The sequence below is a fragment of the Pantoea phosphatilytica genome (assembly GCF_051025615.1).
Taxonomy (GTDB): domain Bacteria; phylum Pseudomonadota; class Gammaproteobacteria; order Enterobacterales; family Enterobacteriaceae; genus Pantoea.
The window spans coordinates 32780-49224 of sequence record NZ_JBPFDF010000002.1 but is presented as its reverse complement, the minus strand read 5'-3'; the positions used below and the strand labels follow the sequence as shown (position 1 = coordinate 49224).

General features: G+C 59.2%; 14 protein-coding genes. 6 read left to right on the top strand and 8 right to left on the bottom strand.

Features of this window, described 5'->3' with window-relative positions; all coding sequences use genetic code 11:
- Positions 1-7: 7 nt before the first annotated feature.
- A complete protein-coding gene (fhuD, locus tag ACR6AS_RS10520) occupies positions 8-886 on the top strand; it encodes a Fe(3+)-hydroxamate ABC transporter substrate-binding protein FhuD (RefSeq protein WP_111140274.1) in 879 nt (292 codons plus the stop codon).
- The gene (gene fhuB, locus ACR6AS_RS10515; RefSeq protein WP_434162372.1) at positions 886-2865 is read left to right on the top strand and encodes a Fe(3+)-hydroxamate ABC transporter permease FhuB; all 1980 of its coding nucleotides are present in this window, start codon (positions 886-888) and stop codon (positions 2863-2865) included. The genes fhuD and fhuB overlap by 1 nt, the downstream gene beginning before the upstream one ends.
- Positions 2866-3105: 240 nt before the next feature.
- Here fhuB and hemL read toward each other — a convergent pair whose 3' ends face one another.
- Positions 3106-4386: a glutamate-1-semialdehyde 2,1-aminomutase gene (hemL, locus tag ACR6AS_RS10510; RefSeq protein WP_293774851.1), complete on the bottom strand. Its 1281-nt coding sequence runs from the start codon at positions 4384-4386 to the stop codon at positions 3106-3108.
- A 203-nt stretch (positions 4387-4589) separates the two neighbouring features.
- Between hemL and erpA the strand changes: the two genes are divergently transcribed.
- Positions 4590-4937, top strand: coding sequence for an iron-sulfur cluster insertion protein ErpA (erpA, locus tag ACR6AS_RS10505; protein ID WP_111140272.1), 348 nt, complete (start codon positions 4590-4592; stop codon positions 4935-4937).
- A gap of 30 nt (positions 4938-4967) precedes the next feature.
- Here the strand turns inward: erpA and ACR6AS_RS10500 are convergent, their stop codons facing one another.
- The 3 genes from ACR6AS_RS10500 to mtnN form a co-directional block, all read right to left on the bottom strand.
- Positions 4968-5219 (bottom strand): hypothetical protein, encoded by a 252-nt coding sequence (locus ACR6AS_RS10500; protein ID WP_111140271.1) that lies wholly within the window; start codon positions 5217-5219, stop codon positions 4968-4970.
- Between the two features lie 121 nt (positions 5220-5340).
- Positions 5341-6135 carry a vitamin B12 ABC transporter substrate-binding protein BtuF gene (btuF, locus tag ACR6AS_RS10495; protein ID WP_293774855.1) on the bottom strand — a complete coding sequence of 265 codons (795 nt, stop codon included), beginning with the start codon at positions 6133-6135 and terminating at the stop codon, positions 5341-5343.
- A complete protein-coding gene (gene mtnN / locus ACR6AS_RS10490) occupies positions 6128-6826 on the bottom strand; it encodes a 5'-methylthioadenosine/S-adenosylhomocysteine nucleosidase (RefSeq protein ID WP_111140269.1) in 699 nt (232 codons plus the stop codon). The genes btuF and mtnN overlap by 8 nt, the downstream gene beginning before the upstream one ends.
- A 92-nt stretch (positions 6827-6918) precedes the next feature.
- Here mtnN and dgt point away from each other — a divergent pair, with 92 nt between their 5' ends.
- The 3 genes from dgt to ACR6AS_RS10475 all read left to right on the top strand — a co-directional run bounded on the left by dgt (position 6919) and on the right by ACR6AS_RS10475 (position 11318).
- Positions 6919-8409 carry a dGTPase gene (gene dgt, locus ACR6AS_RS10485; RefSeq protein ID WP_111140268.1) on the top strand — a complete coding sequence of 497 codons (1491 nt, stop codon included), beginning with the start codon at positions 6919-6921 and terminating at the stop codon, positions 8407-8409.
- A gap of 134 nt (positions 8410-8543) precedes the next feature.
- A complete protein-coding gene (gene degP, locus ACR6AS_RS10480; protein WP_434162065.1) occupies positions 8544-9977 on the top strand; it encodes a serine endoprotease DegP in 1434 nt (477 codons plus the stop codon).
- Between the two features lie 183 nt (positions 9978-10160).
- Positions 10161-11318, top strand: a complete 1158-nt coding sequence (locus ACR6AS_RS10475; protein WP_111140266.1) for a CdaR family transcriptional regulator — start codon at positions 10161-10163, stop codon at positions 11316-11318.
- Between the two features lie 60 nt (positions 11319-11378).
- Here ACR6AS_RS10475 and ACR6AS_RS10470 read toward each other — a convergent pair whose 3' ends face one another.
- From ACR6AS_RS10470 to map, 4 genes are all read right to left on the bottom strand, one after another.
- Positions 11379-11771: a DUF3461 family protein gene (locus tag ACR6AS_RS10470; protein WP_010254085.1), complete on the bottom strand. Its 393-nt coding sequence runs from the start codon at positions 11769-11771 to the stop codon at positions 11379-11381.
- Between the two features lie 224 nt (positions 11772-11995).
- Positions 11996-12820: a 2,3,4,5-tetrahydropyridine-2,6-dicarboxylate N-succinyltransferase gene (gene dapD, locus ACR6AS_RS10465; RefSeq protein WP_111140291.1), complete on the bottom strand. Its 825-nt coding sequence runs from the start codon at positions 12818-12820 to the stop codon at positions 11996-11998.
- A gap of 83 nt (positions 12821-12903) precedes the next feature.
- Positions 12904-15558, bottom strand: a complete 2655-nt coding sequence (gene glnD, locus ACR6AS_RS10460; RefSeq protein WP_111140265.1) for a bifunctional uridylyltransferase/uridylyl-removing protein GlnD — start codon at positions 15556-15558, stop codon at positions 12904-12906.
- 66 nt (positions 15559-15624) lie between these two features.
- Entirely contained in the window at positions 15625-16419 is a 795-nt protein-coding gene (gene map, locus ACR6AS_RS10455; RefSeq protein ID WP_111140264.1) for a type I methionyl aminopeptidase, read from the bottom strand.
- Positions 16420-16445: the final 26 nt, after the last annotated feature.

Here is a 16445-nt window from a genome sequence, read left to right as displayed (position 1 = left end):
AAGTATGATGCCCGATCTTGAACGCCGCAGGCTGATGCTGGCGCTGGCGGCCTCACCGCTGTTTTGTGTCATCCCCCTGCGTGCCGCCACACCCCGGACCGGCCGTATTATCGCGCTGGAGTGGTTACCCACCGAGCTTCTGCTGGCACTGGGCATCACGCCTTATGGGGTGGCCGATCTGCACAACTACAACATCTGGGTCGGACAGCCATCGCTTCCCGCTGGCGTGATCGACGTGGGTCTGCGCACCGAACCGAACCTTGAGCTGATGGCGCAGATGCAGCCGTCGCTGATCCTCTGCTCCAATGGCTACGGCCCCGCAAAAGATAAACTGCAACGCATTGCGCCAGCCATGGGGTTTGACCTCCACAGTGGTGACGGTAAGCCCTTTACCGCCGCGCGGGCATCGCTGCGTCAGCTGGCGGCGCGCCTGGGAATAAGCGACCGCGCGGAGCAGCATCTGCGTGAGGTCGATGCGGAACTGGCGGCGGCACGTCAGCGTCTGGCGCCCTATGCCGGACGTACGATCCTGCTGATGTCGCTGCTCGACAGCCGTCACGCCATCACCTTTGGTAAAAACAGCCTGTTTCTGGAGGTGATGACCCTGCTGGGCCTGAAAAATGGCTGGCACGGCGAAACCAATTTCTGGGGCAGTGCGGTGATCGGCATCGAACAGCTGGCGCAGGCGGGCGACGTCGAGACCCTCTGTTTCGATCACGACAACGATGCGGAGATGCAGCAACTGATGCGCAGCCCGCTGTGGCAGGCGCTGCCGTTTGTGCGCAGCGGACGCTTTCAGCGTGTGCCCGCCGTCTGGTATTACGGTGCCACGCTCTCGGCGCTGCACTTTGTTCGCGTGCTGGAACGCGCGCTGGAGAAACAATGATGCGTCACGCTCTGCTTCCTGCGGGCCTCCTCAGCCTGCTGTTTCTGCTGGCGCTGAGCCTCACGCTGACGAATCTGCATCAGGCGCTGCCGCAGGCTGAGTGGTGGCAGGCGGTCTGGTCTCCGGCCGTCGATAATCTGCCGCAGATGGTGTTTCACTACAGCCTGCTGCCGCGCACGGTGCTGGCGCTGCTGGTGGGGGCGGGGCTGGGTCTGGCGGGTCTGCTGTTTCAGCAGATCCTGCGCAATCCGCTGGCGGAACCGACCACACTGGGCGTCTCATCCGGCGCCCAGCTGGGGATTACCGTCGCCACGCTATGGCATCTGCCGGGCGGGGTGCTGGCGCAGCAGTTTGCGGCGCTGAGCGGTGCGCTGCTGGTGGGTGCGCTGGTCTTTGGCGTCGCCTGGGGCAGACGGCTGTCGCCGGTCACGCTGATCCTGGCCGGGCTGGTGCTGAGCCTCTACAGCGGCGCGGTTAATCAGATCTTTGCAATCTTCAATCACGATCAGCTGCAGAACATGTTTCTCTGGAGCACCGGTGCGCTCAATCAGATGGGCTGGGAGAATGTGCAGCAGCTCTGGCCGCGCCTGCTGCTGGCGTTTGTGGTGGCGCTGGCGCTGCTGCGTCCGCTGACGCTGATGGGGCTGGATGACAACGTGGCGAAAAATCTGGGGCTTTCGCTGTCGGTCGCCCGGATCGGCGGGCTGGGACTGGCGATCCTGCTCAGCGCCCAGCTGGTGAATGTCGCCGGGATTATTGGCTTTATCGGGCTGTTTGCGCCGCTGCTGGCGAAGCTGCTTGGGGGACGGCGGCTCATCAGCCGCATGATACTGGGCCCGCTGACGGGCGCGCTGCTGCTCTGGCTGGCGGACAGCTGCGTGATGTGGGTAAGCCAGCACTGGCGCGACATCCCGACAGGCACGGCCACGGCTCTGCTCGGCGTGCCGATCCTTCTGTGGCTGCTGCCGCGCCTCCGCACCGGTTCTGTGCCACCGGCGCTGAATCAGGGCGACAGGGTGCACGCCGAGCGCCAGAACCTGCTGCGCTGGCTGCTGATCGGCCTGATTATCCTTGGGCTGCTGGTGTGGGGCGGGCTGGCGTTCGGACGTGATGCGCAGGGCTGGCGTATCTCAGCCGGTGAGATGCTGCACGCTCTGCTTCCGTGGCGTGCGCCACGGCTGCTGGCCGCGCTGGTAACCGGTCTGATGCTGGGCGTGGCCGGGAGCCTGATCCAGCGGCTGACCGGTAATCCTATGGCCAGCCCGGAAGTGCTGGGCATCAGTTCGGGCGCAGCCTGCGGCGTGGTCGTCATGATGTTCTTTGTCTCCGGCGATGCCCTGGTCTGGCTGCTGCCCGCGGGTGCGCTGGGCGCGGCGCTGACGCTGCTGGTGATCATGGCAGTCGCCAGTCGCGGTGGTTTCTCGCCGGAGCGGATGCTGCTGGCGGGCATGGCGCTCAACAGCGCCTTTGTCACCCTGCTGATGCTGCTGCTGGCCAGCGGCGATCCGCGTATGGGCGGGCTGCTGACCTGGATCTCAGGTTCGACCTATAACATCAGCGGGACGCAGGCGATCCAGAGCGCCCTCTGCGCCCTGCTGCTGGTGGGGCTGGCACCACTGGCCACGCGCTGGCTGACGCTGCTGCCGCTGGGCAGCACGACCGCACGGTCGGCAGGTATGGCGTTAACGCCAGCGCGGCTGAGCCTGCTGCTGCTGGCCGCGGCGCTGACCGCCAGCGCGACCCTGACTATCGGCCCGCTGAGTTTCGTCGGCCTGATGGCCCCGCACATGGCGCGGATGCTGGGCTTCCGGCGAGCGTTGCCGCAGCTGCTGCTGTCGGGGCTGCTGGGGGCAGGATTGATGGTGCTGGCGGACTGGTGCGGACGGATGCTGGCGTTCCCGGATCAGATCCCGGCCGGACTGATGGCGACCTTTTTAGGTGCGCCTTACTTTATCTGGCTGCTCAGGCGGTCAGTTTAAAAGGAAAATGCAGGCTGGTTTCGGACGGTGGCTCGTGACTGGAATAAAAAGGCCGGGTACGTTTCTGAACAACGCAACGCGCGGGCCCGTTCAGGATCGCATCTCAGGGATGACGGCTTTCGCGCCTTTCCGAACGGCCCCGGGTTGCTGCTCATGAATCCTCACACACCTGAGCGGGGCAAGCCTTATCAACAACAAAAGACCGGCTGCTGCCGGTCTTTGTCTTTAACGCTGTCGGAATTACAGTTTCGCGAAACAACGACGCGCGGCATCGATGGTGTGCTGAATATCCGCTTCGCTGTGGGCCAGCGACATAAAGCCCGCTTCATAGGCTGAGGGTGCAAAGTAAACGCCTTCTTCCAGCATCAGATGGAAGAAGGTTTTAAAACGCTCTACGTCGCAGCGTGTCACATCGGCGTAAGAGGTCACGCTGTCAGCGTCGGTGAAGAACAGGCCGAACATGCCGCCAACGTGGTTAATCACCAGCGGGATGTTCTGCTGCCGGGCGGCCTCGCGCAGACCTTCCGCCAGCTGGCGGGTCAGGGCATCCAGTTTCTCATGGGTGCCCGGCTGCGCGATCTGCGACAGGCAGGCGTAGCCTGCGGCCATCGCGATCGGGTTGCCGGAAAGCGTGCCTGCCTGATAAACCGGCCCGGTCGGGGCCAGGGCGGCCATCACGTCGCGACGGCCACCGAAGGCACCGACCGGCATCCCGCCACCGATGATTTTTCCAAGGCAGGTCAGATCGGGACGCACGTTGTAATGCGCCTGGGCACCGCCCAGCGCAACGCGGAAACCGGTCATCACTTCGTCGATAATCAGCAGCGCACCGAACTCGTCGCAGATCGCGCGCAGGCCCGGCAGGAAGTCCGGCTGTGGCGGAATGCAGTTCATGTTGCCAGCGACCGGCTCCACGATAATGGCCGCGATATCTTCAGGATATTGCGCAAAGGCGCTGCGTACCGAATCGAGGTCGTTAAAGGTGCAGGTCAGGGTATGCTTAGCGAAATCGGCCGGAACGCCCGGCGAGTTTGGCTGACCCAGCGTCAGCGCACCGGAGCCCGCCTTCACCAGCAGATGATCGGCGTGGCCGTGGTAGCAGCCCTCAAACTTGATGATTTTATCGCGGCCGGTAAAGCCACGCGCCAGGCGGATGGCGCTCATGGTCGCTTCGGTGCCGGAGTTCACCATCCGCACCATCTCCATGCCCGGCATCAGCTCGCACACCAGCTGCGCCATCGTCACTTCCATTTCGGTCGGTGCGCCAAAGCTCAGCCCGCGCTGGGCGGCTTCAATCACCGCATCGCGGATTACGCTGTTGTTATGGCCCAGCACCATGGGACCCCAGGATCCGACATAGTCGATATAGGCTTTGCCATCGGCGTCATAGAGGTAAGCGCCATCGGCATGTTCAATAAACAGCGGAACGCCGCCCACACCGGTAAATGCGCGTACTGGCGAGTTTACCCCACCCGGGATCAGGCGTTGTGCCTCGGCAAACAGTTGTTCGGACTTACTCATTTTCGGCTCCAGCGGTTCAGAAAAATATCGCCCCATTCTACGGAAGAGGGGCAGCAGACGAAAGGCGGATTCACCCGCAGCGCCCTTAAGCGCGCGGAAAGCGGCACAGAGTGCGAAGGGCAGAGCTTGATTGCGCTGAGGTGCTGACTGATAATAGCGTAATTGAGGTCGTTTTCTGACCTGGGCGTTTACCGGAGTAAAACATGAGTGATGAAGTAGCAGCACTGCCGTTGCAGTTTACCGACGCCGCAGCCACCAAGGTGAAGAACCTGATTGCCGACGAAGAGAACCCGGCGCTGAAACTGCGCGTCTATATCACCGGTGGCGGTTGCAGTGGTTTCCAGTATGGTTTTACCTTTGATGACCAGCTGAACGACGGCGATATGACGATTGAAAAGCAGGGCGTCTCCCTGGTCGTTGACCCGATGAGCCTGCAGTATCTGGTAGGCGGTTCGGTGGATTATACGGAAGGCCTGGAAGGTTCGCGCTTTATCGTGACCAACCCGAATGCCAAAACCACCTGCGGGTGTGGTTCCTCCTTCAGTATCTGATGATGCAGGCCGTCATCCTGACGGCCTCGCTTACCACTCGACCGTAATCAGCCGATGACGCTGCTTCACGCTTCCCTGCCTCTGAATCTGACTCTCTGTCACGCGCGGCTGCGCCTCCGGCTGTCCGCCACAGGCTATCTGCGGCGTGGGCTGACGCTGAGCCGTGCTGATTTCACAGCGTGAATAGATAACAAGTCTGGCAGCGATAGAGCCATTGATCGATCCCGCAATCGCCGTTCCGGCGAACGATAGCCCTATGGCCAGCAGCAGTGCTCTGGTCATAATCAGTTCCTGGTGTCGTAAAGGCGCATAAGCGCTGAAAGGACGGCGAGCTTACGTGGCGCGTCCGTCTCTGCTAGTGTTTAACGGCAAAAACTGTAGGGACTTTAATCAATTCGCTGATTTACTGATCAGGGTGCAGGGCTGTACAGAGCTGTCGGGCCGCCAGCAGCAGTCGCGGGCCTGGCCGGCTGAGCCAGTCTTCGTTGATGGCGATCACCGGCACGCTGAGCTGTGGCCGCCAGAATGCGCGGATGTTCTCCGCCTGTCGGGCGCTGCCCGCGATCACAATGGCCTGCGGATGGCGCATCAGCACCTGCTCACGGCTGACTTGCGGCCAGCTGACGCGGCTCTCTGCAAAGATGTTGCTGCCGCCACATAACCGGATCACCGCATCCTGCAGCGTGGCGCCGGAGGCGGTAAACAGCGGCTGCTGACCAAACTGCAGAAAAAGCGGAACGGCAGGGAGGTGGCTGTAGTGCTCACGCAGCGCGGCGGCCTGTGCGCGCAGCTGCTGTGCGGCCTGCGTGGCCTGTGCCGGGGTGGGGCTCCAGCGGCCCAGATCGGCCAGCGCCGTGAACATCTCATCCAGCGTCTGCGGATCGATCCATTTCACGGTCACTCCGAGCTGCTGCAGCTGCGCAATCTGACGCTGCGGATTGCCGCCACGCCAGGCCAGCACCAGATCTGGCTTCAGCTGCAGAATACGTTCGGCCCGGATGCCCTGCCAGTTAGCGACCTGTTCAATCTGTTTCGCCTGTGGCGGATAGTCGGACCAGGCGCTGACCGCAACCGGCGTGATCCCGGCGGCAAAGGCGAGTTCGGTCAGATGGGGAGCGAGGGTGATCACACGGGGCGGGGAAGCGAACAGGCTGCCGCTGAACAGCAGCAGCCAGCAGAAGAGCCGCGTTTTAGCCACGCGCCAGATGCGCCAGCAGGTTCTCCACCATCAGCGAAGATTGCTTCGCCGCAACGCTTAAGAACTCATCAAAGCTGAGGTGAGATTCCTGATCGGCGACGTCGGAGATCGCGCGCACCACCACGAAAGGCACCTGGAACTGATGGCAGACGTGGCCGATCGCGGTCGCTTCCATCTCAACGGCAATCGCCTGCGGGAACTGATGACGGATACGCGCCAGCGGCGCCGCACCATTGATAAAGGCATCACCACTGACCACCAGACCGCGCACGGCATTCAGGTTCAGCTGTTTAATGCAGGCTTCCGCCGCCGCGACGAGCGTGCTGTCGGCCACAAATGCGGCCGGACAACCCGCCATCTGACCTGGCTCATACCCAAATGCGGTGACGTCCGCATCGTGATAGCGCACCTCTTCGGAGACCACGATATCGCCGACACTGAGTGTGGAGGCTAAGCCGCCCGCCGAACCGGTGTTGATCACCAGGTCAGGCTTACAGAGCTGCAGCAGCAGTGTGGTACCCAGCGCGGCAGAGGTTTTACCAATGCCCGATTTCAGCAGTGCCACCTCAACGCCCTGCAGGGTGCCGGTATAAATTTCACAACCCGCCAGCGACAGCGTCTGACGATTTTCAATTTTGTCGCGCAGCAGGGTAACTTCCTGCTCCATCGCGCCAATGATGCCTGCTTTCATAATGCGTTCCGCTAATGTAAAGAATCAAAATTTAGGGCATAGTCTAACATGGCAATCCGGGGATTAATTCACGAAAAAGTCAGGGGTAATTCATGTCGGCGATTAATTTCAGGAAGAAGATCAGCTTCTCGCGCCCTTATACCAGTCGAAAAGATCCGGAAGGCGAATATTACATTACGCGTCATTTTGAGAGCGACCGCGGACGGATTATCAACTCCGCCGCCATCCGCCGCCTGCAGCAGAAAACCCAGGTTTTTCCACTGGAGCGTAACGCCGCTGTCCGCTCCCGCCTGACGCACTCGCTGGAGGTGCAGCAGACCGGGCGCTATATCACCAAAGAGATCCTGCAAACTCTGAAGATGCAGGGCGGGCTGGCGCAGTATGGCCTGGACGAGCTGGAAGGGGCATTTGAGAGCCTGATTGAGATGGCCTGTCTGCTGCACGACGTGGGTAATCCGCCATTTGGCCATTTTGGCGAGGCGGCCATTAACGACTGGTTTGAAGAGCATCTCGCCGCCGAGCTGGTGGATCCGCTGGTGGCGGGCGTGGAAGGGGAGGCGCAGCGCAGGGCGTTCGATCAACTCAACGCGATGATTCGCCAGGATCTCTGTCACTTTGAGGGCAACGCGCAGGCTATCCGCATGGTGCACACGCTGCTGCAGCTCAATCTCAGCTATTCGCAGGTCGCCTGCATCCTGAAATATACCGCCCCCGCCTGGTGGCAGGGAGAAAAGCCCGCCGAATTTAGCGTATTAATGAAAAAGCCGGGCTTTTATCTCTCCGAACGGGATTATATTGCTGACCTGCGCGCCGCCACCAATATGGAAGAACATCACCGCTTTCCGCTCACCTATATAATGGAAGCGGCCGATGATATCTCCTACTGTATTGCAGATTTGGATGACGCTGTAGAAAAAGATATCTTTAATGTTGAAAGTTTGTATGAGTTTCTGAATAAAGCCTGGGGGCCGGTTAAAAATAATGATGCGTTCAGCCGGACGATTGGCGAAGCCTGGCGTGAAGCCTGCAGTAAAAAACGCCGCAGCCGCAGCGATCAATTTTTTATGTCATTACGCGTAAATGTTCAGAGCGTACTGGTCAGCTACGCCGTGAAACGTTTTGTTGATAATCTGCCGGCGATATTCGAGGGAAGTTTTAATCATGCGCTGCTGGAGGATGAGGGAGAAGAGGGGCGTCTGTTGCAACTGTTTAAGACCGTTGCGCGCCAGCAGGTGTTTAACCATTCCGAAGTGGAGCAGCTGGAGCTGCAGGGCTACCGGGTGATCAAAGGCTTACTGGAGATCTATGCGCCGCTGATGCGCCTGAATTATGAAGCCTTTACCACGCTGATAAATGAAGATTTTCTGCGTCAGCACCCCATCGAAACCCGGCTTTTCCACAAGCTCTCCGGCAAACATCGTAAAGCCTATCTGCATAAGATGCGTAATCTGGTGGTGGAGCATAAATATCAACGGCTGTTGTGGGAACGTTATTATCGTTTCCGGCTTATTCAGGATTATATCAGCGGGATGACCGATCTCTATGCATGGGATGAGTACCGGCGACTGATGGCCGTAGAATAAGCCGCCGATTGTAAAGAGCGCGAATAAATTTTTACCTTTAGCTTAAACTTTTAAAGGAACTTCGCGCTAAAACACTTATCTCACCTTTCGACCACAGCAATGGTCTGAACAGTAATCTTATTGAGAAACGAAAAATGAAAACAAAGACCTTGATGTTAAGTGCGCTGGCATTGAGCCTGAGCATGGCCCTCGCCCCTGTTACTGTTTCTGCTGCACAAACGGCCTCATCCGACAGTCTGCAACAGCCAAGTCTGGCGCCCATGCTGGAGAAGGTGATGCCCTCTGTGGTCAGTATCAGTGTCGAGGGGACCACCACGGTGAAAACCCCGCGTATGCCGCAACAGTTCCAGCAATTCTTTGGCGATAACTCGCCTTTCTGCCAGGACGGTTCTCCGTTCCAGAGCTCACCGATGTGCCAGAGCGGTGAGGGCGGCGGCGCGCCTGCGCCCGATACACAGCAGGAAAAATTCCGGGCGCTGGGTTCGGGCGTCATCATTAATGCCGAAAAAGGCTATGTGGTCACCAATAACCATGTGGTCAACAATGCGACCAAAATTCAGGTACAGCTCAGCGACGGTCGTCGCTACGACGCCAAAGTGATCGGGAAAGATCCCAGCTCAGACATCGCGCTGGTTCAGCTGAAGGATGCTAAAAATCTTACGGCGGTGAAAATCGCGGACTCCGACAATCTGCGCGTGGGCGACTACACCGTGGCGATCGGCAACCCTTACGGCCTGGGCGAAACCGTGACGTCCGGTATCGTTTCGGCGTTGGGCCGCAGCGGCCTGAACGTGGAAAACTACGAAAACTTCATCCAGACGGATGCGGCGATCAACCGGGGTAACTCCGGTGGTGCACTGGTTAACCTCAACGGTGAGCTGATCGGGATTAACACCGCCATTCTGGCACCGGACGGCGGCAATATCGGTATCGGCTTTGCGATCCCGAGTAATATGGTGAAAAACCTGACGGCTCAGATGGTTGAGTTTGGTCAGGTGAAACGCGGCGAACTGGGCGTGCAGGGTACGGAGCTGAACTCCGAGCTGGCAAAAGCGATGAAGGTCGATGCACAGCGCGGCGCCTTTGTCAGCCAGGTGCTGCCAAATTCGGCGGCGGCCAAAGCGGGCATCAAAGCGGGTGACGTCATCGTCTCGATGAACGGCAAACCGCTGAGCAGCTTCGCGTCGCTGCGCGCCGAAGTGGGTTCACTGCCGGTGGGCACCACGCTGAAACTGGGGCTGCTGCGCGACGGCAAGCCGGTTGACGTCTCCGTGCAGCTGCAGCAGAGCAGCCAGGCGAAAGTGCAGTCCGCCACCATCTATAACGGCATTGAAGGGGCGGATCTCAGCAATGTCGACACCGGTGACAAGGGCGTCCGCGTGGATAACGTGAAACCGGGCAGCGCCGCAGCACGCATCGGCCTGAAAAAGGGCGATGTGATCCAGGGCGTTAACCAGCAGGTGGTGACCAACCTGGGTGAACTGCGCAAAGTGCTGGATACCAAACCTTCCGTGCTGGCGCTGAATGTGAAACGCGGTGACAGCAGCATCTATCTGCTGATGCAGTAAGGGTTTATCCCTCACACAGAGGCGGACTGCGGTCCGCCTTTTTTATGTCCGCCGTTCACCCCGTCAGAGTGTGATGCTGACCGCAGATTCGGTAAATGCCTCCCCGGCTCTGTGCAATTGCACAATGCTCTGCGCAGAGCGCATGCGTATTCTGTTTCCCCCTCTCTTTATCAGGAGTAACGGATGGCAACCTATCACCTTGATGCCCGGCTGGCGCAGGATATCGTGGCACGCACCATGAAGATTATTGACAGCAACGTCAATGTGATGGATGCGCGCGGCCGCATCATCGGCAGCGGTGACCGGGAGCGCATTGGAGAGTTGCACGAAGGTGCGCTGCTGGTGCTCTCTCAGGCGCGGGTGGTCGATATCGATGAGGCGGTGGCTAAACATCTTCATGGCGTGCGGCCCGGCATTAACCTGCCGCTGCGGATTGATGGCGACATCGTCGGCGTGATTGGCCTGACGGGGGAACCGGTCGCCTTACGTCACTATGGCGAGCTGGTCTGTATGACGGCGGAGATGATGCTGGAACAGGCGCGACTGCTGCATATGCTGGCGCAGGATAGCCGTCTGCGTGAGGAGCTGGTACTGAACCTGATCCGCAGCGATACCCTGTCGCCGCAGCTGACCGAATGGGCGCAGCGGCTTGGGATCGATCTCAATCAGCCGCGCGTGGTGGCGGTACTGGAGATCGACAGCGGTCAGCTCGGCGTTGACAGTGCGATGTCGGAGTTACAGCAGTTGCAGACCCTGCTGACGACCCCTGAACGCGATAACCTGATCGCCATCGTGTCGCTGACGGAGATGGTGGTGCTGAAGCCCGCCCTGAATGCGCACGGACGCTACGACCAGGAGGATCACCGCCGTCGCGTCGAGCAGCTGTTGCAGCGGATGAAAGAGAGTGGCCACCTGCGGATGCGCATCGCGCTGGGCAACTTTTTCAGCGGGCCGGGCAGCATAGCCCGCTCTTACCGGACGGCGCGCACGACGATGATGGTCGGTAAGCAGCGGATGCCCGACGTGCGCAGCTATTTTTATCAGGATCTGGTGCTGCCGGTTCTGCTCGACAGCCTGCGTGGTGGCTGGCAGGCCAATGAACTCGCCCGGCCTCTGGCGAAACTCAGGAGCATGGATAACAACGGTCTGCTGCGCCGGACGCTGATCGCCTGGTTCACCCACAACGTTCAGCCGGGTGCCACGGCGCGCGCGCTGTTTATTCATCGCAATACGCTGGAATACCGGCTGAACCGGATTTCAGAGCTGACCGGGCTCAATCTGGGCCAGTTTGACGATCGGCTGCTGCTCTATGTGGCGTTGCAGCTGGATGAGCAGGGATGAGGCGAGGAGAGGGGAGATAAAAAAGGCCAGCAACGCTGGCCCCATCTGTCGGCGGGAAAATTAACGACCGTTACGGGTTAATTTTTCCAGATCCGATTCGATTTCAGTAATCTTGTGCGAGACCACGCTCTCCAGATGACGCAGATCATCCAGGATCTTACGTTTCAGATCCACTTCAACCTGGTCGCGCTGGCAAATCTGGTCCAGCTCATCGATCACATAACGCAGATTCGGGCTGATTTCCTGCACTTCTTTGTAGCCCTGAGTTGCGTGATCGGCCACGACCGTTTTGCGCTGGCGCGGATATTTGAATTTCACGCTCTTCGCGAAAAACTCGCCTTTATCTTTGCGGAAGTAAATTTTCAGAATGTCGTTGTTGGCTTCCTGACGCAGGCTGTAGCGGTCGATGTCGTCCGGATTACTGATTCCTAAGCTTTTCAGATTGTCATACATAGCGTTGTTTCCATCAAAAGTGAGAAGCGCGCAGGTTTGTTCATGACGTCAGACAACTGTAGACATAAAGTAGCGGGATGAACATTGCGCGACAGGATTTAACTGGCGCGGATTATGACCTGGATGAAAACTAAACGCACCCGATCCTTCGCGGCGCGAAGCAGGCTGATTGAGAATGGCTGTAAAGAAAAGATGACGGGCTGGTTTCCAGCCCGTCACTGAAATCAGTCGATGGTGCGCAGCAGTTCGTTGATGCCGGTTTTGCTGAGGGTTTTTGCATCCACCTTTTTCACGATCACGGCACAGTAGAGGCTGTAGCTGCCATCTTTGGACGGCAGGTTACCGGAAACCACCACCGAACCGGCAGGAACGCGACCATAATGCACTTCGCCGGTTTCACGGTCATAGATTTTAGTGCTCTGACCGATATAGACACCCATTGAGATCACTGAGCCTTCTTCAACAATCACGCCTTCAACGATTTCAGAACGTGCGCCGATGAAGCAGTTGTCTTCGATGATAGTCGGGTTAGCCTGCAGCGGCTCCAGCACGCCGCCAATACCAACGCCGCCAGAGAGGTGAACGTTTTTACCGATCTGTGCACAGGAGCCCACTGTCGCCCAGGTGTCTACCATAGTGCCTTCATCCACGAAAGCGCCGATGTTGACGTAAGAAGGCATCAGCACCGTGTTGCGGGCGATGAATGCACCCTGACGCACCGCCGCAGGCGGCACCACGCGGAAACCGGCCTCTTTGAAGCGCGCCTCATCCCAGCCCGCAAATTTCATCGGCACTTTGTCGTAAAAACGGGTTTCAGCGCCTTCCATCACCTGGTTGTCATTGATGCGGAAAGAGAGCAGCACGGCTTTCTTCAGCCACTGATGCGTTACCCACTCGCCGTCGATCTTCTCTGAAACACGCAGTGCGCCGCTGTCCAGCAGCGCGATCACCCGGTTGATGGCATCACGGGTTTCGCTGTCGACGCTGGTCGGGGTAATGTCAGCGCGACGTTCGAAGGCGGATTCAATAACGCTCTGTAACTGTTGCATATTTTTTTCCTGATCTGTCATGTGCGGTGCCGGGCACTATCCCGGCACAAGTAAAGAAATGAATGTTTACCAGTCGGGTCGGGTCACACTTTATCGTTTGGATTAAGGGCCTCTGTCAACCGTTGTTGCAACGCTGTGCGCATTTCTTCATTCAGCGCCTGCCGTTCACTGTTGGCCAGAATAAACAGATCCTCGACCCGCTCGCCAATGGTGCTGATGCGGGCGCCGTGCAGTGAAACCCCCAGATCGGCGAAGACTTCCCCGACCCGCGCCAGCAGACCGGGCTGATCCAGCGCCACCAGCTCCAGATAGCTGCGACGGTCGGTGTGCGTCGGCAGGAAGTTGACCTCGGTATCCACGCTGAAATGTTTAAGCCGGGCCGACGGGCGACGGGTGCGCGGCGGCACCCACTCGGACTGAGTGATCGCCTGCTCCAGCGCCTGAATGATCATCGGGTGACGATCCGGCGAAAGCGGGCTGCCATCCGGCTCCAGCACGATAAAGGTATCCATCGCCATGCCATCGCGGCTGGTGAAGATTTGTGCGTCGTGCACGCTGAGATTGCGGCGATCCAGCTCACCGGCCACGGCAGCAAACAGATGTGGCCGATCGGGACTCCAGATGAAAATTTCGGTGCCGCCGCGCGTGGCGTGCGGGCTGACCAGCACCAGCGGTTTTTTCAGGTCGTGAGCCAGCAGGTGGCGGGCGTGCCAGGCGATCTGATTTGGCGTATGGCGCAGAAAATAGTCGGCGCGGCAGCGATTCCAGATCTGGTGCAGCCGCTCTTCATCGATGTTATCCATCCGCAGCAGCGCCAGCGCCTGCAGGCGATGATGGCGTACCCGCTCGCGCAGATCCGGGCTGTTCTCCATGCCGCGTCGCAGCTGCTTCTCGGTGGCGAAAAAGAGCTCGCGCAGCAGGCTCTGCTTCCAGCTGTTCCAGAGGCTTTCGTTGGTGGCGCAGATGTCGGCCACGGTCAGACAGACCAGATAGCGCAGCCGGTTCTCATTCTGCATCACCTCGGCAAACTGCTGGATCACCGTCGGGTCCTGAATATCGCGCCGCTGCGCCGTCACCGACATCAGCAGATGATGGCGGACCAGCCAGGCCACCAGCTGCGTCTCCCGTGAGTTCAGACCATGCATCTCCGCGAAGTCGAGCGCATCCTGCGCGCCGAGAACCGAGTGATCGCCGTTGCGACCTTTGGCTATGTCGTGCAGCAGGGCGGCCATCAGCAGCAGCTCCTGCTGCGGCAGACGCGGCCATAATTCCACGCAGAGCGGATGCTGTGGCCGCGTCGCTTCGCTGGCAAAGCTCTCCAGCTTCTGCAGAACCCGGATGGTATGCTCATCGACGGTGTAGGCGTGAAACAGGTCAAACTGCATCTGTCCGACGATTTGGCCCCACAGCGGCGTGTACGCCCACAACACGCTGTGGCGATGCATCGGCACCAGCGCCCGGCTGACCGCGCCGGGATGGCGCAGGATCGACATAAAGGTTCGCCGCGCCTCGGGGATCTGGCACAGCGGCTGACTGAGATGCCGACGCGCATGGCGCAGCTGGCGCAGGGTCGTGGAGTAGATGCCTTTGATATTGTCGTTGCGCACCATGACGTAGAACATGCGCAGAATGGCCTGCGGCTCGCGTCTGAACAGCGTTTCGTCGCGCAGGTCGATCAGGTCGCCACGCAGCTGGAAATCGTCATCGACAGGGCGGGGTTTTTCGCTGGTGGAGAGTGCCAGAATCGCCTCATCAAACAGCTGCAACAGCATCTGATTCAGTTCGCTGATGCGCCGGGTGACCCGATAAAAATCCTTCATCATCTGCTCAACCGGCGCATTGCCTTCGCCCTGATAGTTCAGGCGCTGTGCCACGCTGAGCTGGCGATCAAACAGCAGGCGGTTGTCGTAGCGCGGCAGCGAGAGATGCAGAGCAAAGCGGATGCGCCAGAGAAATTCCTGACATTCGTTGAGTTCGCTGCGCTCCGCGTCAGTGAGAAAGCCAAAGCCGACCATCTCATCCAGCGTGGTGGCCCCGAAGTGGCGTCGGGCGACCCACTGCAGCGTATGGATATCTCGCAGGCCGCCGGGGCTGCTCTTGATGTCCGGCTCCAGGTTGTAGCTGGTGCCGTGATAACGCTTATGGCGCTCCTGCTGCTCCTCAATCTTGGCCGCAAAAAAGGTGGAGGAGGGCCAGAAGCCGTCGCTGAAGATATTCTTCTGTAACGCCAGAAACAGCGCCACGTCGCCGGTGAGCATCCTGGATTCAATCAGGTTGGTGGCCACGGTGAGATCCGAGAGCCCCTCCAGCAGGCACTCCTCCAGCGTACGGACGCTGTGGCCCACTTCCAGCCGGAGATCCCACATCAGCGTCAGCAGTTCGCTGGTGCGCTGCGCGGCCTGTTCGTCCAGCGGCTGACGGCTCAGGATCAGGACATCAATATCTGAGAGCGGATGCAGTTCGGCCCGACCATAGCCGCCCACGGCAACCAGCGCAATCGCCGGCATCTCCGCAAAACCAAAAAAGCGCCACAGGCGACACAGGAGCCGATCGATAAACAGCGTGCGCGCATCAATCAGCGACTCCACCGCTTCGCCCGCATCAAACGCGGCAGCCAGATGCTGCTGAAACTGTTCCAGCCGCAGCTTCAGGCTGTCGCGGGTCAGCTGGTCGTCACTCCATCCGGCCGGGGAATCGGCCAGACCGCTCTTCACATCTTCCGACAGACTCACGCTCATGCAGCTCTTCTCTTTTTTAGCCAAAAAAAAGCCGGCTCAGCGCCGGCTTGATCTGTAATCGGGGAATTACCCTTCGGCGACGAGCACAGCAGGCAGCGTGTCATCTTTACGCAGGGTTAAAATCTCACAGCCGTTTTCCGTCACCACAATAGTATGCTCATACTGCGCGGACAAGCTGCGATCTTTGGTTTTTACCGTCCAGCCATCTTTCATGGTGCGGATGCGGTAATCGCCGGCGTTGACCATCGGCTCAACCGTAAAGGTCATGCCCGCCTGCAGCACCACGCCGCCGTCATCGGCATCGTAGTGCAGTACCTGAGGCTCTTCGTGGAATCCTTTGCCAATGCCATGCCCGCAATATTCCCGCACCACGGAGAAGTCGTTCGCTTCCACATATTTCTGAATCGCGCGGCCCAGCTCGCGCAGACGGATGCCGGGCTTAATCAGACGCAGGGAAAGATAGAGGCTCTCCTGGGTGATGCGGCACAGGCGCTCGCCCTGGATCGTCGGTTTGCCGACGATAAACATCTTAGAGGTATCGCCGTGATACTCATCTTTGATGACGGTGACATCGATATTGACGATATCGCCATCTTTTAACGGGCGATCGTCGCTGGGGATGCCGTGGCAGACCACTTCATTCACCGAAATGCAGACCGACTTTGGAAAGCCGTGATAGCCCAGACAGGCAGAAACCGCCTGCTGCTTTTGCGTGATGTGCTCGTGGCAGATGCGATCCAGCTCACCGGTCGTCACACCCGGCTGAACATAGGGTTCGATCATCTCCAGCACTTCAGCGGCCAGGCGGCCCGCAACGCGCATTTTTTCGATTTCTTCAGGGGTTTTGATTGAAATTGCCATTAAATTAATCCGCATTTGTCGAAAAT

Bases quoted from the DNA above. Each gene is read 5' to 3' on its own strand.
- glnD (WP_111140265.1), bottom strand. From the start codon at position 15,558: ATGAGCGTGAGTCTGTCGGAAGATGTGAAGAGCGGTCTGGCCGATTCC.
- ACR6AS_RS10475 (WP_111140266.1), top strand. From the start codon at position 10,161: ATGGCAACCTATCACCTTGATGCCCGGCTGGCGCAGGATATCGTGGCA.
- hemL (WP_293774851.1), bottom strand. From the start codon at position 4,386: ATGAGTAAGTCCGAACAACTGTTTGCCGAGGCACAACGCCTGATCCCG.
- degP (WP_434162065.1), top strand. From the start codon at position 8,544: ATGAAAACAAAGACCTTGATGTTAAGTGCGCTGGCATTGAGCCTGAGC.
- dgt (WP_111140268.1), top strand. From the start codon at position 6,919: ATGTCGGCGATTAATTTCAGGAAGAAGATCAGCTTCTCGCGCCCTTAT.
- mtnN (WP_111140269.1), bottom strand. From the start codon at position 6,826: ATGAAAGCAGGCATCATTGGCGCGATGGAGCAGGAAGTTACCCTGCTG.
- ACR6AS_RS10500 (WP_111140271.1), bottom strand. From the start codon at position 5,219: ATGACCAGAGCACTGCTGCTGGCCATAGGGCTATCGTTCGCCGGAACG.
- dapD (WP_111140291.1), bottom strand. From the start codon at position 12,820: ATGCAACAGTTACAGAGCGTTATTGAATCCGCCTTCGAACGTCGCGCT.
- erpA (WP_111140272.1), top strand. From the start codon at position 4,590: ATGAGTGATGAAGTAGCAGCACTGCCGTTGCAGTTTACCGACGCCGCA.
- ACR6AS_RS10470 (WP_010254085.1), bottom strand. From the start codon at position 11,771: ATGTATGACAATCTGAAAAGCTTAGGAATCAGTAATCCGGACGACATC.
- fhuD (WP_111140274.1), top strand. From the start codon at position 8: ATGCCCGATCTTGAACGCCGCAGGCTGATGCTGGCGCTGGCGGCCTCA.
- fhuB (WP_434162372.1), top strand. From the start codon at position 886: ATGCGTCACGCTCTGCTTCCTGCGGGCCTCCTCAGCCTGCTGTTTCTG.
- map (WP_111140264.1), bottom strand. From the start codon at position 16,419: ATGGCAATTTCAATCAAAACCCCTGAAGAAATCGAAAAAATGCGCGTT.